18 protein-coding genes are annotated in these 23,303 nt (G+C 24.0%); 7 read left to right on the top strand and 11 right to left on the bottom strand.

Annotated features, from left to right (window positions below; all coding sequences use genetic code 11):
* Nucleotides 1–2: 2 nt before the first annotated feature.
* Together lolD and D9V66_RS01505 are read right to left on the bottom strand one after the other, a co-directional pair.
* Complete coding sequence (lolD, locus tag D9V66_RS01510) at nt 3–686, bottom strand: lipoprotein-releasing ABC transporter ATP-binding protein LolD (protein WP_158365689.1); 684 nt, start codon at nt 684–686, stop codon at nt 3–5.
* Nucleotides 679–1,875 carry an FtsX-like permease family protein gene (locus D9V66_RS01505; protein WP_158365688.1) on the bottom strand — a complete coding sequence of 399 codons (1,197 nt, stop codon included), beginning with the start codon at nt 1,873–1,875 and terminating at the stop codon, nt 679–681. Before D9V66_RS01505 ends, lolD begins: the two co-directional genes overlap by 8 nt.
* Nucleotides 1,876–2,290: 415 nt before the next feature.
* Between D9V66_RS01505 and mfd the strand changes: the two genes are divergently transcribed.
* Together mfd and pgl are read left to right on the top strand one after the other, a co-directional pair.
* The gene (mfd, locus tag D9V66_RS01500) at nt 2,291–4,720 is read left to right on the top strand and encodes a transcription-repair coupling factor (protein ID WP_158365687.1); all 2,430 of its coding nucleotides are present in this window, start codon (nt 2,291–2,293) and stop codon (nt 4,718–4,720) included.
* 96 nt (nt 4,721–4,816) lie between these two features.
* Complete coding sequence (gene pgl / locus D9V66_RS01495) at nt 4,817–5,824, top strand: 6-phosphogluconolactonase (RefSeq protein ID WP_158365686.1); 1,008 nt, start codon at nt 4,817–4,819, stop codon at nt 5,822–5,824.
* Nucleotides 5,825–5,862: 38 nt separating this feature from the next.
* On the opposite strand, the gene bioA is transcribed toward pgl, so the two are convergent.
* Nucleotides 5,863–7,149, bottom strand: coding sequence for an adenosylmethionine--8-amino-7-oxononanoate transaminase (gene bioA, locus D9V66_RS01490; RefSeq protein ID WP_158365685.1), 1,287 nt, complete (start codon nt 7,147–7,149; stop codon nt 5,863–5,865).
* Nucleotides 7,150–7,229: 80 nt separating this feature from the next.
* On the opposite strand from bioA, the gene bioB reads away from it, so the two are divergent.
* Both bioB and bioD read left to right on the top strand, forming a co-directional pair.
* Nucleotides 7,230–8,261, top strand: coding sequence for a biotin synthase BioB (gene bioB / locus D9V66_RS01485; protein WP_158365684.1), 1,032 nt, complete (start codon nt 7,230–7,232; stop codon nt 8,259–8,261).
* Nucleotides 8,262–8,552: 291 nt separating this feature from the next.
* A complete protein-coding gene (gene bioD, locus D9V66_RS01480; RefSeq protein WP_158365683.1) occupies nt 8,553–9,227 on the top strand; it encodes a dethiobiotin synthase in 675 nt (224 codons plus the stop codon).
* Between the two features lie 83 nt (nt 9,228–9,310).
* Here bioD and glyA read toward each other — a convergent pair whose 3' ends face one another.
* The 4 genes from glyA to rlmN all read right to left on the bottom strand — a co-directional run bounded on the left by glyA (nt 9,311) and on the right by rlmN (nt 14,304).
* A complete protein-coding gene (gene glyA, locus D9V66_RS01475) occupies nt 9,311–10,564 on the bottom strand; it encodes a serine hydroxymethyltransferase (RefSeq protein ID WP_158365682.1) in 1,254 nt (417 codons plus the stop codon).
* 66 nt (nt 10,565–10,630) lie between these two features.
* On the bottom strand, nt 10,631–11,881 hold the full coding sequence (gene hisS / locus D9V66_RS01470) for a histidine--tRNA ligase (protein WP_222837003.1): 1,251 nt from the start codon (nt 11,879–11,881) through the stop codon (nt 10,631–10,633).
* Between the two features lie 82 nt (nt 11,882–11,963).
* On the bottom strand, nt 11,964–13,058 hold the full coding sequence (ispG, locus tag D9V66_RS01465) for a flavodoxin-dependent (E)-4-hydroxy-3-methylbut-2-enyl-diphosphate synthase (protein ID WP_158365680.1): 1,095 nt from the start codon (nt 13,056–13,058) through the stop codon (nt 11,964–11,966).
* Between the two features lie 154 nt (nt 13,059–13,212).
* Complete coding sequence (rlmN, locus tag D9V66_RS01460; protein WP_158365679.1) at nt 13,213–14,304, bottom strand: 23S rRNA (adenine(2503)-C(2))-methyltransferase RlmN; 1,092 nt, start codon at nt 14,302–14,304, stop codon at nt 13,213–13,215.
* 151 nt (nt 14,305–14,455) lie between these two features.
* On the opposite strand from rlmN, the gene D9V66_RS01455 reads away from it, so the two are divergent.
* A complete protein-coding gene (locus D9V66_RS01455; RefSeq protein WP_158365678.1) occupies nt 14,456–15,250 on the top strand; it encodes an inositol monophosphatase family protein in 795 nt (264 codons plus the stop codon).
* Between the two features lie 10 nt (nt 15,251–15,260).
* On the opposite strand, the gene topA is transcribed toward D9V66_RS01455, so the two are convergent.
* The 4 genes from topA to D9V66_RS01435 form a co-directional block, all read right to left on the bottom strand.
* Nucleotides 15,261–17,822, bottom strand: coding sequence for a type I DNA topoisomerase (gene topA / locus D9V66_RS01450; RefSeq protein WP_158365676.1), 2,562 nt, complete (start codon nt 17,820–17,822; stop codon nt 15,261–15,263).
* 84 nt (nt 17,823–17,906) lie between these two features.
* A complete protein-coding gene (sohB, locus tag D9V66_RS01445) occupies nt 17,907–18,956 on the bottom strand; it encodes a protease SohB (protein ID WP_158365674.1) in 1,050 nt (349 codons plus the stop codon).
* 33 nt (nt 18,957–18,989) lie between these two features.
* A complete protein-coding gene (locus tag D9V66_RS01440) occupies nt 18,990–19,745 on the bottom strand; it encodes a pseudouridine synthase (protein ID WP_158365672.1) in 756 nt (251 codons plus the stop codon).
* 39 nt (nt 19,746–19,784) lie between these two features.
* Nucleotides 19,785–20,681, bottom strand: coding sequence for a DMT family transporter (locus D9V66_RS01435; protein ID WP_158365671.1), 897 nt, complete (start codon nt 20,679–20,681; stop codon nt 19,785–19,787).
* Between the two features lie 225 nt (nt 20,682–20,906).
* Between D9V66_RS01435 and trpD the strand changes: the two genes are divergently transcribed.
* Entirely contained in the window at nt 20,907–21,935 is a 1,029-nt protein-coding gene (trpD, locus tag D9V66_RS01430; protein ID WP_158365670.1) for an anthranilate phosphoribosyltransferase, read from the top strand.
* Complete coding sequence (gene trpCF / locus D9V66_RS01425; protein WP_158365669.1) at nt 21,916–23,277, top strand: bifunctional indole-3-glycerol-phosphate synthase TrpC/phosphoribosylanthranilate isomerase TrpF; 1,362 nt, start codon at nt 21,916–21,918, stop codon at nt 23,275–23,277. The genes trpD and trpCF overlap by 20 nt, the downstream gene beginning before the upstream one ends.
* Nucleotides 23,278–23,303 lie beyond the last annotated feature (26 nt).

The following is a 23,303-nucleotide window of genomic DNA, read 5'->3' as shown; positions in this document are numbered from 1 at the left end:
TGTTAATTATTATAATTATATAATTTACCATTTTTTATTTTGAATAAAACAGGTATTTTTTTTATTAAACTAGAATCATGTGTAACAATTAAAAAAGAAGTATTATAACAACTATTAAATTTTAATATTAAATTAAAAATAACATTTGCATTATATTGATCTAAATTACCAGTGGGTTCATCTGCTATTATCAAAGAAGGTTTGTTTACAAAAGCTCGAGCAATAGCAACACGTTGTCTTTCACCTCCAGAAATTTCAGAGGGGTATTTTTTTATTTTTTTTTCTAAATTAACTATTTTAAGCATTTCATATGCTTTTTCTTCTGATTTTCTTTTACCTTCATTGCTAATTAAAAGAGGCATTGCAACATTTTCTAATATATTAAAATCTAACATTAAATGATGAAATTGATAAATAAATCCTAATTTTTTATTTCTAAATGTTGCTATTTGATTAGATGACATAGAAGTTATTGATTCTCCATCAAATAGTATATCACCAGAATTGGGGACATCTAAACCTGCAAGTAAATGCAATAATGTAGTTTTTCCTGAACCAGATTTTCCGATAATAGCAGATATATCTCCATGTTGTAATTCAAATGATATACCTTTTAAAATATGTACAATTACATCGCCATCTTTGTAAGATTTAGTTAATTTTATACATTTGATAATATTATTCATGAGATAAAATTTTAGCTGGTTTTAATTTTATAGCATTATAAGCTGGATATAATGTAGAAATACTTGTAATGAATATAGATATGATATTAATAAAAAAAATTTGATGAGGTACTATAATGATAGAAATATCAATTTCATCAAAAAATATTTTTATAAGAAATTTTAAAAAATCATTTTGCATAATTAATAAAACACTAATTACTGTACCAAGTATATTTCCAATAATAGCTGTACTAGAACCAATGATAATAAAAATTAATATAATTTTCCAATTTGCCAATCCCTGTGTTTGTAAAATCGCTATACTACTCTTTTTCTCTATTGTATAAACAGTAAGAGTAATAAATATATTTAAAATTGCCACTATTAAAATTAAAATAAATAAAAGTAGTATAATATATTTTTCAATAGTCATTGCTTTAAATATTTCACCCTTTTGCGATTTCCAGTCTAATAAAACAAAGTTATTTAAGGATTTTTTAATTTGATCTAGATTTAAAGATAGAGGTTGTTTAAACCATACTCGCCAACCAGTAATAAAATTTTTAGGAAAGTGTAAAAATTCTAAACTATCTTCTTTATTAATTAATATTTGATAATAATCAATTTCATTATTAGTAGAAAAAAAATCTACAATTTTAAACGTTTTTTCGTTAAAAATTTCTTTAAAAAAAAATTTTTTATCCGGTAAAAGAATTAATTTGATTTTATCACCAATATGAACATGTAACTTTTTTGCTAATTCTATACCTAAAATCGCATTTTTTTGTTTAGGTTGAAGTGTATTTAGAACGTTTTTTAGATTATAATTAGTAATATTTTCATTATTAGTATTATCAATACCTATTATTTCTCCTATGGTTATATCATTTTTACTTCTTAAAATCACTTCTTGGTTAATAAAATCAGAAACTTTTTCAAAATTGTATAAATTTACAATATTTTTAGGAAATTCTGATTTATTAATACATTTATTTTTATTAGTAATTATTAAATGTGGAATAAAAGATAAAATGTTTTTTTTGAAATTTTCTTCAAAACCGTTAATTACAGATATTACAATAATAAGTGAAGCTGTACTAATAATAATACCTATAATAGATAATAAAGTAATAAATTTTTTAAATTTTGGTAAATGAGAATTCCACAAATAACGTAAACCAATAAATAGATATACAGGTTTATACATAATTTTTTCTTAAAATATGAAAATATGTGTAATAAAAATACTTAGATTTTGTTTCTATTTTTAAAAAATTAAAAAAAATCTAATATAAATGAAATGAATTAAAATATATAATATATATTATTCTAATATAAATATATTAAATTGATTGAAAAAAAATTTTTTAATCTTAAAAATTAGAAAATTTAATTCTTAGTATTAATTATTATTTTTTTAATATTTAATAAAATTATTTTGTTTTTAAAAAAATAATTTATTTTTTATTAAACATAAAAATCATTTAATACGTTAAAAATTTTGTATATATACAAATAGATTTAATTTCTTATTTATAATTAAAATTCTATTCTAAAAATAGAAAAATAATATTAATTATTACTAAAATATTATTATATTCTTTTAAATAAACTTTCTTCTAATGAAAATCACAGAAAATCAAATTTTAAAAAATAAAAAAATCATTAATTGTAAATATCAAAAATTACCAAATTTATTTAATAATATTAATGATCAAGAAAAGTTTAATGAATTCTTATCTTTTTTACATACATTTTCAGGGAAAATAATATTTTCTTTAAACAAGAAACAATTTCTAAAAAAAATTTTAATTTTTCTCATGAAATATAAAATTCATCCAAAATATATAAAAACAACTATTGATATCGAAGAAAATCTTAATCATTTTTATATGACAAATGAGTTTAAACAAGAACATATAAATAGAAAAGATAATTTTTTATTTATCTACACAGAAGATTTATTACCAATAATCGATAGTAAATATGCTTTAAATACTAAGGATAATATTTCTAATGTTCAAAACAACTATTTGTCTAAATTAATTATAAATTATCCAATTATACACGTTGAACATGGCATTGGCCGTTATCAAGGACTGACAACTATAAAAACAGCTAGTATTGAATCAGAATATTTAATTATTTCATATGCAGGAGAAGATAAATTATATGTACCTGTTGCGTATTTACATCTTATTTCACCTTATACGACAACATCAATAGAAAACGCTCCTCTTCATAGATTAGGTGGTGATGAATGGAATAAAATTAAAAAAAAAATAAATAAAACCATCTATGATCATGCTGCACAATTGTTAGATATTTATGCTAAAAGAAAATTTCAAAAGGGATTTTCATTTAAAAAAAATGAAAAAAAATACCATGTCTTTTGTAAAGATTGTTTGTTCGAAATAACGTTAGATCAAAATAAAGTTATAAAATCTGTATTGAAAGACATGTGTAGTTCTATTCCTATGGATCGTTTAATTTGCGGAGATGTAGGTTTTGGAAAAACAGAAGTAGCAATGCGAGCAGCTTTTATATCTGTATCTAATAATAAGCAAGTAGTTATTTTAGTACCAACTACTTTATTAGCACAACAACATTATGAAAATTTTAAAAAACGCTTTTCTAACTGGAGTATTAATATTGAAATATTATCTAGATTTCAAAATACTACAAAACAAAATTTAATTTTTAAAAATACTAAAAGTGGTCATATTAATATTTTAATAGGAACTCATAAACTTTTATTAAAAGAAATAGAATGGTATGACTTAGGTTTATTAATTATTGATGAAGAACATAGATTTGGTGTTAATCACAAAGAAATTTTTAAAAAAAGATACTGTAACATTGATATATTAACTTTAACAGCTACACCTATACCTCGTACTTTAAATATGACTATGGTTGGTATAAAAGACTTATCAATTATAGAAAAACCACCAGCTCAAAGATTAGCCATTAAAACTTATATTCAAGAATATAATCCTTTATTAATAAGAAAGACAATATTACGTGAAATATCAAGAGGTGGACAAGTTTATTATATATATAATAAAGTACAAAATATTATCAATATTGCTGAAAAATTATCAAAATTAATACCTGAAGCTAATATTAAAATAGGTCATGGGCAAATGAACGACATTGATTTAAAAAAAGTTATGAACAAGTTTTATAAAAATAAGTTCAATGTTTTAATTTGTACTACTATTATTGAAAGTGGTATTGACATACCGAGAGCAAACACAATTATTATTGAAAATGCTGATCATTTTGGATTATCTCAACTTCATCAATTACGTGGAAGAATCGGTAGATCCAATCATCAATCATATGCTTTATTTCTTATTAAGGATTTTAAAAAAATAACTTCTGATGCAAAAAAAAGATTAGAAGCTATTGCATCAGTTGATAATTTTGGAGGAGGTTTTTCTTTATCTAATCAAGATCTTGAAATTAGGGGTATAGGTGAAATATTAGGAAAAGAACAAAGTGGACATATAAAAAGCATAGGTTTTTCTTTATATATGAAACTTTTAAAAAATGCTATTAAGTTATTAAAAGATGGACGAAGTTTATCTTTTAATGAATTATCAAAAAATTCAGTAGAAATTGAATTATATGTTTCAGCTTTGTTACCAGATAATTATATTTCAAATGTTAATACAAGACTATTCTTTTATAAAAGATTTGCAAATGCTGAAAACGAAAAAGAAGTTGAAAAAATTAAAGATGAATTAATTAAAAATTTTGGAAAATTACCCGTATTTTCTAAGAATTTAATTGTTATTGCTAAAATTCGGTTAATAGCATATAGAATTGGTATTAAATTTATTAAATGTAATAAAAAAATGGGTATTATAGAGTTTAATGACGATAATTTAGTAAATACACGATATTTATTGCAGATATTTAAAGAGCAACCTGATGTTTGGAAAATGGAAAATTCTATAAAATTAAAATTTTTATATAATTCAGATAATGATCATTTACGTCTTTTATGGATTTTAAATTTACTACAGCATCTAGAAAAAAAATAATTTAATTTTATTAAAATAATATTTTCTTATATATACTATTTATAATAATCATTATTTACAATATAAAGGTATTAATAAAAATGTTAAGGGAATTATATGAAACAAGTGGTATACATTGTAAATTCAAAAAGTGAAAATATAGAAATATGGAATTTATCTGATCATGGAAGTATGAATTTACTTCAGAAAATTTCAACAAATGGTCAAATTCAACCTATAAATATTATTAAAAATAACAATTTGTTATATGCAGGAATTAGACCTGATAATAAAATTATTACGTACTCTATAGAAAAAAATGGCTATATTGAAAAAAAAGATGAAAGTTTTATTCCAGGAAAACCTAATTATATTTCTTTTGATAAAACTAATAAGTTTGTATTTTGTAGTTCATATCATTCAAATTGTGTTAGTGTAAGTCCATTAAATAAATATGGTATCCCTAAAAATCCAATTCAAATTGTTTATAATATAAAGGGTTGCCATGCTGCTAGAGTAAATGATAAATATAATATATTATTTGTTATGTCTCTTAAAGAAGATTCTATTTATTTATATGATTTAACAAATTTTGGAATATTAAAAAGTACAGAACAAAAGTTAGTTAAAACTAAAGAAAAATCAGGTCCACGTCATATTGTTTTTCACCCTAATCAAGATTTTGTTTATACTATTAATGAATTAAATGGAACTATAGATGTATGGAAAATAGAGAAAATTAATAACATAGTAAATATACAAAATATACAAAATGTTAATATTTTGAATAAAAATGTTCGTTCTTCAGAAATTTATTGGTCTTCTGATATTCACATAACATCATGCGGTCGTTTTTTATATGTTTCTGATCGATTATTTAATATTATTTCTTTATTTCATGTTAATAAAAATAATACAATTACTTTTATTAAAATTTATAAGACAGTAGAACAACCTAGATCGTTTTGTATTGATTGTAGTAATTCATATTTAATAGTTGCGGGTGAGAAAAATAACACATGTGCTATTTATAGCATTTCAAAAAACACTGGAGAATTGAAAATATTAAACATATATAATACAAGTGAAGGGCCTTCATGGATACTTACATATAAATTAAATTAAAAAACAGATAGACATAGCTTATTATATAATCAGATAATTTATATGAAAAGTGAAGGATTATCTAAAGCTTCTTTAATAACATTAGTAAGAATATTTAATTCTTTAGGAGTAATAATATAAGGTGGTACAATGTAAATTAATTTTTTAAATGGTCTAATCCAAACTCCGTTTTTTACAAAAAAATTCTGTATCGAAGCCATATTAACTAAACGCACACATTCCACTACACCAATAGCTCCTAATATTCTTACATCAATGACATTTTCGTGCTTAAGTAGTGGTGATAATTCTTTATATAATTGCTTTTCAATATTAGATACTTGAATTTGCCATTTATTTTTTTGTAATATTTTTATATTAGCGTTAGCAGCAGCGCATGCTAATGGATTGCCCATATAAGTTGGACCATGCATAAAACAGCCTATTTTACCATTGCTAATAGTATTAGCAATATGTCTTGAAGATATTGTTGCTGCAAAAGTGATTGTACCACCTGTCATTGCTTTTCCTAAACATAATATATCTGGTACAACATTAGCGTGTTCAAAAGCAAATAATTTCCCAGTTCGACCGAAACCGGTAGCAATTTCATCAAAAATCAAAGGAATACAATAATAATCACATAAAACTTTTATTTTTTTTAAATATGTAGGATGATAAAATTTCATCCCTCCTACTCCTTGTACTATAGGTTCTAATATAACACCAGCTATTTTTAAAGAATTTTTCTCTATTATTTTTTTAAAAGATATAAGATCATTTTCATTCCATTTACTGTGAAAAGAAGAAATAGGTACATTAGCAAAAAAATTTTTTGGTAAAAATTTTTTATATATTTTATGTATAGAATTTTCGGGATCAGAAATTGACATTGCAGCAAAAGTATCACCGTGATATCCATGACGAATAGTTAAAAAAAGTTTTCTTTTTTGGCCTAATGATTGCCAATACTGTATTAACATTTTTATTGCTATTTCAATGGCAACTGAACCTGAATCAGAAAAAAAAACACAATCTAATTTTTTAGGTGTTAAATAAATTAATTTTCGACAAAGAGAAACTGCAGAAGGATGTGTGATACCTCCGAACATAACATGAGACATTTTTTTTATCTGTTTTTTTAAAGCTTTATTTAAAACAGGATGATTGTAACCATGTATTGCAGACCACCATGAAGACATGCCATCTATAATTTTTTTTCCGTTATTTAGCTTTAAATAGACTCCTTTAGCAGATAAAACAGAATAACAAGGAAGAGGATTAGTCATAGATGAATAGGGATGCCAGATATGTTTATAATCAAAATTTTTATCGGATTGATTCATTGTTATTTATGTATAAAAAACATTAAATAATTTAAGTATAAACCTTTAGTAAAATAAAATCATAATTTTTTGGAGGAAAGATGAAAAAAAAATGGACTCTAGATGAAACAAAAGCACTTTTCAATAAACCATTTTTTGATCTTATTTTTGAAGCTCAAAAACAACATAGAAAAAATTTTAATCCAAATACTATACAAATAAGTACATTACTTTCGATAAAAACAGGAGCCTGTCCCGAAGATTGTAAATATTGTCCACAAAGTTCTAGATATAAAACAGGTTTAAAAAAAGAACCTTTACTAAAAATAGAAACAATTCTTAATGCAGCAAAAAAAGCAAAAGCTTCTGGTTCTAGTAGATTTTGTATGGGTGCTGCATGGAAAAATCCAAAAGACAAAGATATGCCTTATTTAGAAAAGATTATTAAAAAAATTAAGTCAATGGGAATGGAAACTTGTATGACTTTAGGTACTTTAAATACTCTACAAGCGAAAAAATTAGCTTCTGCAGGTTTAGATTTCTACAATCATAATTTAGATACATCTTCTAGGTTTTACAGTAGTATTATTACTACTCGTACATATCAAGAAAGATTAGATACATTAAATATAGTTCGAAGTGCTGGTATGAAAATTTGTTCTGGAGGTATTATAGGTTTAGGAGAAAAAATACAAGATCGTATGGAATTGTTAATGGAACTCTCTAATTTTTCTATTCATCCAGAAAGTGTTCCTATTAACATGTTAGTGAAAATTCCAGGAACACCGATGGAAAACAATAAAAATATAGAACCATTTGATTTTATTCGTATTATAGCTGCTGCTCGCATTATGATGCCAAAATCTTATATTAGATTATCTGCCGGACGTAAAAATATGAATGATCAAACTCAAGCTATGTGTTTTATGGCTGGTGCAAATTCTATTTTTTATGGATGTAAATTACTTACTGCAAATAATCCAGAAGAAAAAAATGATTTAAAGTTATTACAAAAATTAAATTTACATCCTGAATATAAAAAAGAAATTATATCAAAGAAAAACAGTGATAATTTGATTATTCAAGGATCAAAGATCAAAAAAGATCAATACTATAATGCAGCAATATTTTAATATTTTAAAAATACATTATTAATTATTTAAAAAATATATATCAAAAATTTTTTGTTCTTTAAAAAATTGATTATTTTCTTACAACTAAAATTATTGTATTTGTTTTATATATAAGAGTAACTCAATATTATAGTTATGTGTTATGGCATTAAATACACAAAATTAACTATATCGAGTTACTCAATTATTAATAACATACTATTTTTTTAATGAGTATTAAAAATAAATATCTGTATATCTTTAATACAAATGTTTTACAATCAACAATTTTTTTTAGAAAATAGGATTTCTATGATTAAAAAATTTTTTATTACTGGAACTGATACAAATATAGGAAAAACATTTGTAAGTCAAATCTTATTAAAAAAAGCTACTCAAAATGGATATAACACAGCTGGATATAAACCAGTATCTTCTGGATGTAAAAAAACATCATTTGGTTTTTTAAATAATGATGCATTAATATTAAAAAAAAATAGTTCTGTAATATTGAATTATAAAGAAGTTAATCCAATTTTCTTTTTTGAAAATGCTCCTCCTCATATTTTAAGTCAAATTTATAATGAAAATATCAAGATAAAGCATCTTTCTATCGGTTTAAAAAAAATTATGAAAAAAAGCAATTGGATTTTAATAGAAGGGGCTGGTGGATGGTATACCCCTTTATCTTATACAAACACTTTTTCAGATTGGGTTAAAAAAGAAAAATTGATTGTGATCATTGTTGTTGGAATTAAATTAGGATGTATAAATCATGCTATCTTGACAGAAAAAGCTATTCTTTCTGAGAAATTAAAATGTGCAGGTTGGATTGCTAATAATATCATGCCTGAAGATAAATATAATTTATATTACATCCAAACTTTGCTAAAATATATTAAGTCTCCACTATTAGGCGTGGTTCCTTATTTAAGGAATAAGGATCGAATAAATTTAAAAAAAATAAAAATTAAATTACCTAAATAAATTTAAAAGGTTAACATATATTAAAAGTATTATTCTTTAATTTTTAATATTATTTTTAACAAAGATGGATATTTCTATATATATTATTTATAAACAGGATATTTTGAACATAATTTTAACACTTTATGTTTAATAGTTAAAATATTATCATAATTATGAATATTATTTAAAACACTAATCATCCAATTAGATACTTCGGAAATTTCTTTTTCTTTAAAACCTCGTCTAGTAACTGCAGGTGTTCCAATCCGTATTCCTGAAGTAATAAAAGGACTCTTTAAATCATTAGGAACAGTGTTTTTATTAACAGTTATATTAGCTTTTCCTAAAGCAATATCAGCATCTTTTCCGGTTATTTTTTTATCACTTAAGTCAATTAAAAATAAATGATTATAAGTTCCTCCTGATACTATTTTATATCCCTTTTCTAAAAAAATTTTGGCCATAATTTTAGCGTTTTTTATTATTTGTTTCTGATATGTTCGAAATTTTTCTTCTAAAGCTTCTTTAAAAGCTATAGCTTTTCCCGCAATTACATGCATAAGTGGCCCTCCTTGTGCACCTGGAAAAACAGATAAATCTAATTTTTTATATAAAATATCATTCCCATTTTTAGCTAAAATCAATCCTCCTCGAGGGCCTGCTAAAGTTTTATGGGTGGTACTCGTAACTACATGTGCATAATTGATTGGACTTGGATAAATTCCTGCTGCTACTAAACCAGCAATATGAGCCATATCTACAACAAAAAAAGCATTTACTTCATCTGCAATTTCACGTATTTTCTTCCAATCGCAAATCCCAGAATATGCTGAAAAACCACCAATAATTATCTTTGGTTTATGTTTTTTAGTTAAAACTAATAGTTCTTTATAATCAATGTCACCATATTTATCAACTCCATATGAAATTACATTATATATTTTTCCTGAAAAATTAACATGAGATCCATGAGTTAAATGACCTCCATGTGATAGTTTCATACCTAATATTGTATCACCAGGATTTATTAATGCTGTATAAACGGCAAAGTTAGCTTGAGAACCAGAATGAGGTTGAACATTCGCATAATCAGCATGAAATAATTTTTTTGCACGATTAATCGCTAATTCTTCAATTATATCTATATATTTACAACCACCATAATAGCGTTTTCCAGGATATCCTTCTGCGTATTTATTAGTTAATTGTGATCCTTGAGCATCCATAACGTAATTACTGGTATAATTTTCTGATGCAATTAATTCTATATGATTTTCCTGTCTTTTTTTTTCTTTTTCTATTGCAGCCCATAATTCTGGATCATATTTTGAAAATAATATTTTATTATTAAACATTTTTTTCCTAAAAATTAAGTTTTATTAAAAAGTTGTTTAAAATAATTTATTTTAATAAAAAATAAATTATTTTCCAAAAAAATCTTTAATTTTTACAATTATTTCACTTTTTGAAAGATAATATTCTTTTCTTTTTTTCAAATCTTTCATTAAAAAACATCCTCTTTTCATTTTTTTATTATCAATTAAAATAGCAATTCTTGCTAAAGTATTTATAGCATTTTTTAGTTGTTTTTTGATATTTTGATTAAAAAAATTAATAAATATTTTTAATTTTGGATATAAATTTCTTATTTCTTCAGATAAATTTACAGCAGAATTTTTGTCTTTTTCTTCTGAAAAAATAATATAAATATTAACCTCTTCTTGAATATTAGAAAAAACTTCAAGTGATTTTACTAATAAAATTAATCGTTCTATTCCTATAGCAAATCCTATAGCAGGGGTGTTTTCTCCTCCCATGTCTTCAAATAAAGAATCATATCGTCCACCTGCACAAATAGTATTTTGAGAACCTAATTTATCGCTTTTCCATTCAAATACAGTGTTATTATAGTAATCTAATCCTCTTACTAGTTTTGGATTATGTATATATTTTATTCCATGAGAACTAATCATATTACATAAATTTTTAAAATAAATTTGTGAGGTAGCATCAATATATTCGTTCAATAATGGAGCATCTTGTAATATTTTTTGAATTTCTTTATTTTTAGAATCTAAAATTCTTAAAGGATTAGTATGTAATCGTCTTTTACAATCTTCGTCTAATAAATGTTCATACTTTTTTAGAAAAAACACCAATGCTTTTTTATATTGTATTCGATCAATTCTGGAACCAATTGAATTAATTTCTAATGTCACATGTAAATGAATACCAATTCTTTTCCATAAACGATTTGTTAACAAAATGATTTCTAAATCAATATCTTCTGTATTTAATCCAAATACTTCAGCACCTAATTGATAAAATTGACGATATCTCCCCATTTGAGGTCTTTCATATCGAAACATAGGACCAAGATACCAAAATCTATGATTTTTTTTCGTCTGTAATAAACCATTTTGTATTATAGCTCGAACACATCCTACAGTTCCTTCTGGACGTAAAGTTAAACTATTACCTTTTCGGTCTTTAAAAGAATACATTTCTTTTTCAACTACATCAGTAACATTTCCAATTGCTCTTTTAAAAACTTGAGTTTTTTCTAATAAAGGTAACCTAATTTCTGAATAACAATAACTAGTTAATACTTCTTTTAAAATATTTTCAATATAGCTCCATAATTTTAATTGTTCTGGAAAGTAGTCATGCATACCTCTAATCGATGTAATTTCTCTAATATTCACTATATTCTCTTGTATTATATAAAACAATTTTATTAATTTTAATTAAATATTATTTTTTTAAAAATTTATTTTTTGCTATTTTTCTAATTTGCATTTCCATTTGTTCAATAATTTCTTCATTTTTTATTTTATTTTTTTGACGTATTCCATCTTTATATAACGCACTTTTTTTATGTCCTCCTGTTAATCCTAATGTTGCTATTTTAGCTTCTCCTATACCATTAACAATACACCCAATAATTGACACATCTATAGGAGTAGAAATATCTTCTAATTTTTTTTCTAATTGATTAACTGTATTAATCACATCAAATTCTTGTCTAGAACAAGTAGGACAAGCAATAAAATTAACTCCTCTAGATCGTATGGACAAAGTTTTTAAAATATCATAACCTACTTTTACTTCTTCAATTGGGTTTGCTGCTAATGAAATCCGTATTGTATCACCAATACCTTGTAATAATAAACATGAAAGTCCAATAGAAGATTTTACTGTTCCAGTTCTTAAACCACCAGCTTCTGTTATTCCAATATGTAAAGGTTGTATAATTTTTTGTGCTAATATTCGATATGCTTCAACAGCTAAAAAAACATCAGAGGATTTAACACTTACTTTGAATGTATTAAAATTTAAAGAATCAAAGTATTCAACATGTCTTATAGCTGATTCTACTAAAGCCTCTGGAGTAGGAGTTCCATATTTATTTAATATGTCTTTTTCTAATGATCCCGAGTTAACACCTATACGAATTGGTATGTTTTTGTCCTTTGCAGCATTTACAATTTCTGATACTCTTTTTTTATTTCCAATATTACCAGGATTTATTCTTAAACAGTCTGCACCATATTTTATTGATTTTAGAGCTAATCTGTAATCAAAATGTATGTCTGCAATTAATGGAATTTTTACCTGCTTTCTAATTTCTCTAAATGATTTAGCAGATTCTAAATTAGGTATAGAAACACGGACAATATCAACACCTACTTTTTTTAAATCTAAAATTTGTTTAACAGTTTCTGGAATATTTTCTGTATGAGTATTAGTCATTGACTGTACTGAAATAGGCGCATTTTTCCCAATCGGAACTTTTCCAACATAAATACGATTAGATTTTCTTCGAGTAATAATTTTACATTTTTTCATATTGTATTTTTTTACATTTCATATTGCATATATATAGAAAATATATTTTTTTAAATAAACGTCAATAATTTAAAACTTAAATAATAAAAGACTTATGTAATATAAAATAGATATATTTTTTTTCAAGTATTATTTTAATTAATATAATAATACTCTAATTTTTAAAACGATTAGTTATATTTCCAGTTAACTGACCACATGCCGCATTAATATCTTCTCCCCTGTTTTTTCGAATTACAGTCGTAAATCCTTTTCTTCTTAAAATATCTGCAAAGATATTAATTCTATTAATATCACTAGATAAAAAAGATGAACCTAAAAAAGGATTTAAAGGGATAAGATTAATTTTACTAGGTATTTTATGTAGTAAAAAACTTAACTCATTTGCATTTTTATTAGAATCATTAACTCCTTTTAACATAACATATTCTATTGTTATTCCACCCCGATTAGCTTTTGAATGTTTTAAATATTTTAATGCTGAATTTAAAATTGATTTTATATTATATTTTTTATTGATTGGCATAATAGTATTACGAATGGCATCATTAGATGCGTGCAGAGAAATAGCTAAAGAGACATCAATCATATTTTTCATTTTATCTAAAGCCGGTACTATACCAGAAGTAGATACAGTAATACGACGTTTAGATAAAGCAAAACCATATTCATCTAATATTATTTTTAAAGCAGAGACAACATTATTTAAATTTAATAAAGGTTCACCCATACCCATAAAAACTATATTAGTAATACAATTTTTGATATTTTTTTGTTTTAATTTTTTATTTGCTTGCCAAATTTGAGCAATAATTTCAGAAACTTTTAAATTTCGATTAAAACCTTGTTTTCCAGTAGCACAAAAATCACATTTTAAAGCACAGCCTATTTGTGAAGAAATACAAAGTGTAGAACGTTTTTTTTCTGGAATATAAACTGTTTCAATTTTTTGATCATTAATTTCTGTAATCCATTTTATAGTACCATCAGAAGAAATTTTTTCTTCTAGAAATTCAGATGCAAAAATATAAGATTTTTCATTTAACTTTTTTCTTGTTTTTATACTAAGATTAAGCATCTTATTAAAATCATTACAATAATGTTTATAAATCCAATTCATAATTTGTTTTACAGAAAATTTTTTTTCTCCTAAAGAATCAAGAAAAAAATATAAATCTTGAGGATTTAAATTTAATAAATTAATTTTATCATTTGGAGTATTTAATATCTTCACGTTGTTTTTCATAAGAAAATCCTAAATAAATTTAGTAAAAATTATTTTACTACTTTTCAAGTATACTTATTAAAGTAAATTAATCGTTTTTTTATGATTAAAATATTAAAGATATTTAAATTATGATATTATTTTGATAAATTTAAAAATTTAGGAGATTTAAATGCATCCGATGTTAAATATTGCGATTCGTGCAGTACGAAAAGGAGGAAACATTATTATTCAAAACTATGATACACAAAAATTCATGAAAGAAGATATAGAAAAAAACAAAATATTTATAAAAAATATCATGTATAAAACATATAAAATAATTAGTGAAATTATTTACAAATCTTATCCTCGTCATATTATTTTAAATAAAAATGAAAATATAATTTTTAAAAAAAATGAAAAAACTACTATCTGGATTATTAATGAACTAGATGGAAAGAAAAATTTTATTAAAAATTTTCCACATTTCTGTATTTCTATTGCTGTAATTGTAAAAAAAAAGACGGAAATTTCCGTAATATATGATCCTTTGAGAAATGATTTGTTTACTGCCGTAAAAGGACAAGGATCTCAGTTAAATGGATATAGAACAAGATGCAGTAGTATTAACACTTTAAAATATACTACAGTTGCCGTTAATCTACCTAATCATATTTATGATCAATCATTTTACTATTTTGAAATATATAAAAAATTAATTTTATGTGGAATTTCTTTTAGATCCACTGGTTCTACAGTACTTGATTTGGCTTATGTCGCAGCCGGAAGAATAGATTGTTTATTTGACTTTAATCTAAATCCTAGTAATTTTATAGCAGGAAAGTTACAAGTAAGAGAAGCGGGTTGCTTAATTAGTGATTTTACAGGAGGACATGAAAACAATAATTGTCATTCTGGAAATCTAACTAGCAGCCCAAAAATCATTAGGTTAATTACTGAAAAAATACGCGAATGCTATGTTTAATATAAGTTTATTAGTTTTTTTTTAAAATACACCATTTTTGATTAATAAAAACAGCTGACCAACCTGTAAATTTTCCTTCTTTTTTAGAACCAATATAATATTGTTTAATATTTCTATTAAAACAAACTATAGTTTTATTTCCTTTATCATCAATTAGAGGAGCACTCGCTAAATAGAGTATTTTTTGTGGTAACAAATGTTGAAATTTAGCAAGTTCTTCTACAAAAGGAGATCTAGTTTCACGAGATTTGGGAAAAGTATTTGCAGCAAAAAAAATACCAGATACTCCTTCTCGTAAAACAAACCATGCATTAGATTTTTCACATAATAACTCTGGAAAGGGAATAGGTTCTAATTTCGGATCTGATATTTCCCCATTAGATAAAATTTTTCTTGTATTTTTACATTCTTTGTTTATACAAAGAAAAAATTTTCCAAATCGACCAGTTTTTAATATCATATTACTATCACATTTTTCACATTGAATTATTTTAGACAAATAAACAGGACTATTAAAATCTCCTTTTTCAATTTTATAACCAATACAGCTAGGATTGTTAATACAAATATGTAACTTTAGTGTTTTATTAATAAAATAACTATCCATAGCCATTTTGCATTTTTCACATCGATTAATTTTTTTTGTTTTTTCTTCTTTTTGATTTTGATTAAACTCATTTAATGGTATAAGATTTATAGTTTGTTTACAACGCTGTTTTGGTTCAGAATTATATCCTGAACAACTCAGAAAAACACCAGTTATGGCATTTTTTATTCCCATGTTTTTATAACACACAGGACACTCAAATGATGTCATAACAATAATATTTGGTTCCATTCCTCCTTCTTCTGGACTTTTTTTTGCTTGTTCTAATTTTTTAGAAAAATCTTCAAAAAAAGAATTAAGAACATGTTTCCATTGAATTTTATTTTCAGCTATTTGATCAAGTTTCTTTTCCATATGAGCCGTAAAATTATAATCAAGCAAATTACTGAAATTTTTTTTCAATCGAACAGTAATAATCTGACCCATTTTTTCTGCATATAATTGATTTTTTTTTATTTTTATATATCCTTTTTCTTGTATTTTTGATGTAATTGCCGCATAAGTAGAAGGTCTTCCTATACCTTTTTTTTCTAATTGACGTACTAAAGAGGCTTCATTAAAGCGAGGTAAAGGTTTAGTAAATTTTTGAATAGGTATAATTTTATTATACAATAATAAACTTCCTATTTTTAGTGAAGCAATGTCAGAAATTATACTTTTTTCTTCTTTTAAAATTTTTGTCCAACCTTCAAATATTACTATTTTTTCATTTTTTTGTAATTTAAATTCGTTAGCTATAATTATAATAGCAGTAGATTGATATCTTGCTGATGACATTTGAGATGCTATAAATTGATTCCAAATAAGTCTATATAATTTTTGAGCATCTGAATTTAAATTACTTGAATTTACATTTTTTATCTTAACATCAGATGGTCGAATAGCTTCATGAGCTTCTTGAGAATTTTGTATATTAGAATAAATGTTAGGTTCTTTAGGTAGATAATGATCTCCATAAAAATTTTTTATATATGTTCGAACTTTTTTAACAGCATGTTTACTGAGAAAAGTAGAATCAGTTCTCATGTAAGTTATATAACCTTCTTCATATAATTTTTGTGCTAAAAACATTGTTTTTTTTACACTAAATCCTAAACGTAGACTAGATGATTGCTGTAAAGTAGAAGTTATAAAAGGAGGTGGTGATGTTCTATACAATATTTTATCTTCACGATTTTTAACAATAAAACATGATTTTTTAATTTTTTCTATAGCGATATCTAATTCTTTTTTGTTTGTTGGACGAAATATTTTATTTTTATAATGAGTCACATCTACAATAATATTTTTTTTCTCTTCAAAAATAAGAGATATACTTAATTTCCAATATTCTTCTGGTATAAAATTTTTTATTACATGTTCGCGTTCTGATATTATACGAACTGCTACAGATTGAACACGTCCTGCAGATAAACCTCTCGAAATTTTTTTCCATAACAAAGGTGATATCATATAACCTACAATACGATCCATAAATCGACGTGCTTGCTGAGCATTTACTCGATTCATGTTTATATGACTTACATTTTTAAATGCATTTTTTATCGCACGTTTCGTTATTTCATTAAACACCACACGTCTAAATTTAGAAGAATCGCCTCCAATGACTTTCTTTAAATGCCAAGCTATCGCTTCTCCTTCTCGATCTAGATCTGTAGCTAGATATATACAATCAACTTTTTTAGCAATATTTTTTAATTCAGAAACTATTTTTTCTTTACCAGGTAAAATATGATATTCAGCTTTCCAGTTTTGATAAGGATCTATTCCTATCTGATGTATTAAAGTATCTTGTTCAGTAGAATTAGAAGTAGATTTTTTAGTTTTATCTTTTTTTTTGTTTTTTTTAGTAAGTAAATCTCGTACGTGTCCTATGCTAGATTTAACTATATATTTACAACCTAAATATTGATTTATAGTTTTTGCTTTTGCTGGAGACTCAACTATAACAAGAGATTTTTGCATATTTTTATCCAGTAAATCATATTTAATTGTATTAATTTATTTAATAATGAAAAAAACTATTAAAATATTTTTGATTTTTAAAAACTAAAAATAATTTTTATAAAAAAATAATTTAAGTAAAGCTTTGCTAAAACTATCTATTATAGAAGAAGTAAAACGTTCCAATATTTTTTTACTATAAACGTATTGAATACTTAATAAAGTATATTCTTCCATTTTAGAAATTAAAAGATCATCACTTGTACTAATTTTATCTACTAATTTCTTTTCTAAAGCCATTGTTCCAAACCAGTGTTCTCCATTAGATACACTTTCAATATCTAAACAAGGTCTCATTTCTTTAATGAAATTTTTAAAAAGTTGATGAATTGTATTCAATTCTTCACAAAATTTTTTACGTGTTGAATCGGTGTTATGACCTAACACTGTCAAAGTACGTTTATAATCTCCTGCGGTATGAAGTTCAATATCTATATTACATTTTTTTAATAATTTATTAAAATTAGGTATTTGACCTACTACACCAATTGATCCTATTATAGCAAATGGTGCTGAAACAATGTAATCTGCAACACATGCCATCATATATCCTCCACTAGCGGCTATTTTATCTACAGATACAATTAATCGTATTCCTTTTTCTCGTAATCTCTTTAATTGAGAAGCTGCTAATCCATATCCATGAATAACTCCTCCAGAGCTTTCTAAACGTAATAAAACTTCATCATTTTTATTTGCAACTGAAAGTATAGCTGATATTTCTTCTCTTAATCCTACTACTTCATTTGCATAAACACCACCTTTAAAATCTAGTACATATAATGTTTTCTTTTGATTAGTAAAGTGTTTTTCTTTGTTTCTTAACATGTTCTTTTTTCTTTCTTTCATTATTTCTTTGTTTTTTATTTTTTCTCTATTTAGCCATTCTTTTTTTTCAAAATTATTCATTTTAGACAACAAAACGTTATTTTTTATTTTTTTATAATGATCTTTTAGTAAAGTAATTTTTAATTTATTATGATTGTTTTTCTTTCTTTTCATAATGGTAAAAAACAATGTAATTGAACTTACACTAATTATAAGAAAAGTAATAATTTTTGCTAAAAACAATCCGTAATTAACAAGTAGATCCATAAATTTATCCTTTTTAAAATAGATAAAAAATGATTATAAAAATGATTTTTTAGGAATTAAATTATATAATTTATTGATTAATACAGAATTTAATTCCAAATATTTACCCAATTTTAAAGTTTTAGGTAAAATAACATTACCATAACGTATTCTAATTAATCGACTAACTTGACATTTCATTTTTTTCCACATAAATCTAATTTCACGATTTCTTCCTTCACATATTATACCTTTGAACCATTGATTTTTTGATGATTTTTTAAGATCAATAGATTGAATTTCTTTAAATGACGCGTAACCATCCTTAATTCTAACTCCATTTTTTAAAATATTCATTGTATTTTTATCAATTTTTCCAAAAACGCGAATATAGTATTCTCGTTCTATTTGATTTCGAGGATGCATGAGTTCATTAGCTAAATATCCATCATTTGTAAACAATAACAAACCTCTAGTATTAAGATCTAATCGTCCAATACTTATCCATCTTTGCATTCTTAAAATTGGTAATTTATCAAATACTGTAGGACGTTTTTTAAAATCATATCTAGTACAAATTTCTCCTTCAGGTTTATTGTAAATTAACACTTTAGTATTGAATTCTTTTTTTTTAATAGAAACTACTTCTCCTTTAATTGTAATTTTATCAATTTTATTTTTATCGAAACGTTGACCAATAAATGCTTTTTTATCATTAATTAATATGTTTTCAGATTTAATCATTTTTTCAATTTCACGACGAGAACTATGTCCAAAAAAAGATAAAATTTTTTGTATTTTTTCACACATATATAAAAATTCCTTAAAATCTTGAGAATATATTAAAATTTATATTTTATTTTGTGTTTTAAATATATTAACTGGTATTAAAGTTAGTAATATTCCTATCAAAAGTGGAAAAATAAACCATATTTCACATGATAAAATCGTATTTTTATAAATATAATTTTCTAAAAAACCTGCAATTACTGGAAAAATTAAAAATACAGTAGAAGCGTAAAAAGCACTTACTTTTTGTTGTAAGTAGAAATATGATAAAATGCCAAAAATACCAGAAAAATCTCCTAGATAAAATAGAGCTAAAATAGATTTATTAGAAAAGTTATCGATATTAGGAGATTCCAAAAACCAAGATATAGTAGATAATAATATTCCAGATATTAATGATGGTAAGGCATTAAAAGTAATAACAGATACATTACAAGATTTTTTTTGACATTCAGCATAAATTATAGCATGACTAATTAAAGCAAAAAGTAAAGCTAAAATAGCTTTCCATTGTACAAAACATTTTGATTCTAATTCTATCAATAAAACAATTAGTAATGTAATTGAAGAAATTATTAGTCCAATTTTCTGAGTTAAAAATAATTTTTGTTTTAAATATAAAAAAGATATTATTAATACAGCTACAGGCATATTTGAAAATATAATAGAAGCTATAGAAGAACTCACATGAATACCTCCATATAACATTAATGTAAATGGTATAGAAAAATAAAAAATTGAAATAATAAATTGAAACCATCTTTGTCCTAATGGAAACAAAAGAGGTGTTTTTGTATAAAAAGCAAGCATAATTAACAAAGGAGAAGCCACTAAAAAACGTATTCCAGTAGCAAAAAATGGAGGTATTGTTTCCGTTACAATTTTCATTGCAATCCAAGTTGTGCCCCAAGTAATAGATACTAAAGAAAACAATAATAATATTATGAATTTGTTCATTTTAAAAACTCCAAAAGTAAAGTTATGATATATAATTCATTAAAATAGTATTGTCATATTATTTTTTAGTTTTATATTTATTTTAAAAAATTTTAATAAAAAGTTTTAAAAATTTAAATTGAATTGTTTATATCAATAGATTATTGTTGAAAATAAAAAATAATATGTATCAAAATATTTTATATATAAATATAAATTTTTACAGAAAAACTTAAAAGGTAAAAAATGCAAAATATTTTGAATAAAATTTATGAATCGAAATATTTAAATCAAGAAGAAAGTTATCAATTGTTCAAACTCATTTCTTTTGGAAAAATAACAGATATAAAATTATCATCTATTTTAACAGCAATGAAAATAAGAGGTGAATCAAAAGAAGAAATAATAGGAGCAATACTCGCATTTTCAGAAAATATAAAATATTTTCCAAGACCTGACTATCTTTTTGCTGATATAGTAGGCACAGGTGGAGATATTAAAAATACTATGAATATTTCTACTGCAAGTGCTTTTGTTGCTTCGAGTTGTGGTTTAAAAATTGTAAAACATTGTAATCAAGGAGTTTCTAGTAAATCAGGTTCTTCTGATTTATTAAAAAGATTTAATATAAATTTATATGCATCTTCACAAAAATCTCGTCAAACGTTAGATAAATTAAATATTTGTTTTTTATTTGCTCCTAAATATCATGATAGTTTTCACTATTCTAGAAACGTTCGTAAAATTTTAAAAACTAGAACTATTTTTAATTTATTAGGACCTTTTCTTAATCCTGCAATACCACCTTTTTCTGTAATTGGTGTATATAGTAAAAATTTAGTAAATTCCTCAATTGAAATTTTAAAAAATTTAAAATACAAACGAGGTATAGTTTTACATGGTCATGATACTGATGAAGTAACATTACATGGAACTACATATGTTGCTGAATTATTTAATGAAAAAATTTCATCATATAAATTACAACCAAAAGATTTTGGTTTAGAAATACATGATAAAAAAATATTTATAGAACGTTCATCGAAAGAAAATTATCACATTATTAGTGAAATCATGAAAGGAAAAGGTGATAGATTGAATGAGGAATTAATAGCGGTCAATGTAGCTATGTTATTAAAAATATTTGGTTATGAAGATTTAAAAGAAAATACTAAATTAGCATTAAATAAAATTCGTAGCGGAGATGTATATAAACATATAATCAATGTTGCTAATATGTTAAAAGAAGATGAACATGAAAGAAACAATACTTGAAAAAATCGTACGAAATAAAAATGAATGGATTACATTTAGAAAAAAAAAACAACCCTTAACTAGTTTTAAATATCATATAAATAAGAAAACACGTAATTTTTATAATTCTTTACAAGAGAAAAATCCCGTTTTTATATTAGAATGTAAAAGAAAATCTCCTTCTTTAGGAGTTATTAGAAAAAATTTTGATTTAATTAAGATTGCTAACGTGTATAAAAAATATGCTTCTGCTATCTCGGTGCTTACAGATGAACAATATTTTGATGGAAATTTAGAATTTATAAATATAGTACGACAACATGTATTACAACCAATTTTATGCAAAGATTTTTTTATTGATCCATATCAAATATATTTAGCAAGATATTATAATGCAGATGCTGTTTTATTAATGTTATCGATTTTAGATGATTTACAATACGAAAAATTATCTAAAATAGCAAAAAAATTAAATATGGGAATATTAACTGAAGTAAATAATATCACAGAATTAAAAAGAGCTATTAAATTAAATGCAAATATTATTGGAATTAACAATCGTAATTTACATGACTTATCAATTGATTTAAATCGTACTCGTATACTATCTTCTTTAATTCCTAAACATACAATAATAATTAGTGAATCTGGTATAAAAAAATATAGTCAGATAAAAGAATTAAGTCAATGTGTACACGGTTTTTTAATTGGTTCACATTTAATGTCTAAAGAAAATTTAGAGATAGGTACACGTTCTTTAATTTTAGGAATAAATAAAGTTTGTGGATTAACTAGAAGTTGTGATGTAGAAATTGTTGAAAAACATGGAGCTATTTACGGAGGATTGATTTTTATAAAACATTCTATTAGAAATATAAGTCAAACAATAGCAAAAAACATTATGATAAATAACGTATTAAGATATGTAGGTATCTTTCAAAATGAAGATATAAATATTATTACAAAAATTGCCGAATCACTTTCTTTATACGCAGTTCAATTACATGGACACGAAAATTTAATGTATATTGAAAAACTCAGGAAAACACTACCTATAAATATTAAAATTTGGAAAGCTTTTTCTATTAATGCAACATTACCAAATCTCAATTGGAAAAATGTAAATATGTATGTATTTGATTCTCGTTTTGGAGGAAGTAATACGTCTTTTAATTGGTCTATTTTAAAAGAACATGTTTTAGATAATGTAATTTTAGCTGGAGGAATTAATCCTGATAATTGTATTCAAGCATCAAAATTTAATTGTTCAGGATTAGATTTTAATTCTGGTGTAGAAATTTCTCCTGGTATTAAAGATCATAAGAAGATAAAGTTAGTTTTTCAAAAATTAAGATATTATTAATGCTTTTTTTAATAAAAAACAGGAAA

It is taken from the genome of Buchnera aphidicola (Brevicoryne brassicae), assembly GCF_005082825.1.
GTDB classification, from domain to species: domain Bacteria; phylum Pseudomonadota; class Gammaproteobacteria; order Enterobacterales; family Enterobacteriaceae; genus Buchnera; species Buchnera aphidicola_AK.
Note: the sequence above shows the minus strand (reverse complement) of the source record. Positions and strands in the feature narration are given on the sequence as shown.

What these genes read in the sequence shown, in the direction of transcription:
- trpCF (WP_158365669.1), top strand. Translation starts at nt 21,916, where the DNA reads ATGAAAGAAACAATACTTGAAAAAATCGTACGAAATAAAAATGAATGG.
- ispG (WP_158365680.1), bottom strand. Translation starts at nt 13,058, where the DNA reads ATGAAAAAATGTAAAATTATTACTCGAAGAAAATCTAATCGTATTTAT.
- rlmN (WP_158365679.1), bottom strand. Translation starts at nt 14,304, where the DNA reads ATGAAAAACAACGTGAAGATATTAAATACTCCAAATGATAAAATTAAT.
- sohB (WP_158365674.1), bottom strand. Translation starts at nt 18,956, where the DNA reads ATGGATCTACTTGTTAATTACGGATTGTTTTTAGCAAAAATTATTACT.
- D9V66_RS01435 (WP_158365671.1), bottom strand. Translation starts at nt 20,681, where the DNA reads ATGAACAAATTCATAATATTATTATTGTTTTCTTTAGTATCTATTACT.
- D9V66_RS01440 (WP_158365672.1), bottom strand. Translation starts at nt 19,745, where the DNA reads ATGTGTGAAAAAATACAAAAAATTTTATCTTTTTTTGGACATAGTTCT.
- bioD (WP_158365683.1), top strand. Translation starts at nt 8,553, where the DNA reads ATGATTAAAAAATTTTTTATTACTGGAACTGATACAAATATAGGAAAA.
- pgl (WP_158365686.1), top strand. Translation starts at nt 4,817, where the DNA reads ATGAAACAAGTGGTATACATTGTAAATTCAAAAAGTGAAAATATAGAA.
- glyA (WP_158365682.1), bottom strand. Translation starts at nt 10,564, where the DNA reads ATGTTTAATAATAAAATATTATTTTCAAAATATGATCCAGAATTATGG.
- lolD (WP_158365689.1), bottom strand. Translation starts at nt 686, where the DNA reads ATGAATAATATTATCAAATGTATAAAATTAACTAAATCTTACAAAGAT.
- trpD (WP_158365670.1), top strand. Translation starts at nt 20,907, where the DNA reads ATGCAAAATATTTTGAATAAAATTTATGAATCGAAATATTTAAATCAA.
- topA (WP_158365676.1), bottom strand. Translation starts at nt 17,822, where the DNA reads ATGCAAAAATCTCTTGTTATAGTTGAGTCTCCAGCAAAAGCAAAAACT.
- mfd (WP_158365687.1), top strand. Translation starts at nt 2,291, where the DNA reads ATGAAAATCACAGAAAATCAAATTTTAAAAAATAAAAAAATCATTAAT.
- hisS (WP_222837003.1), bottom strand. Translation starts at nt 11,881, where the DNA reads ATGCATGACTACTTTCCAGAACAATTAAAATTATGGAGCTATATTGAA.
- bioA (WP_158365685.1), bottom strand. Translation starts at nt 7,149, where the DNA reads ATGAATCAATCCGATAAAAATTTTGATTATAAACATATCTGGCATCCC.
- bioB (WP_158365684.1), top strand. Translation starts at nt 7,230, where the DNA reads ATGAAAAAAAAATGGACTCTAGATGAAACAAAAGCACTTTTCAATAAA.
- D9V66_RS01455 (WP_158365678.1), top strand. Translation starts at nt 14,456, where the DNA reads ATGCATCCGATGTTAAATATTGCGATTCGTGCAGTACGAAAAGGAGGA.
- D9V66_RS01505 (WP_158365688.1), bottom strand. Translation starts at nt 1,875, where the DNA reads ATGTATAAACCTGTATATCTATTTATTGGTTTACGTTATTTGTGGAAT.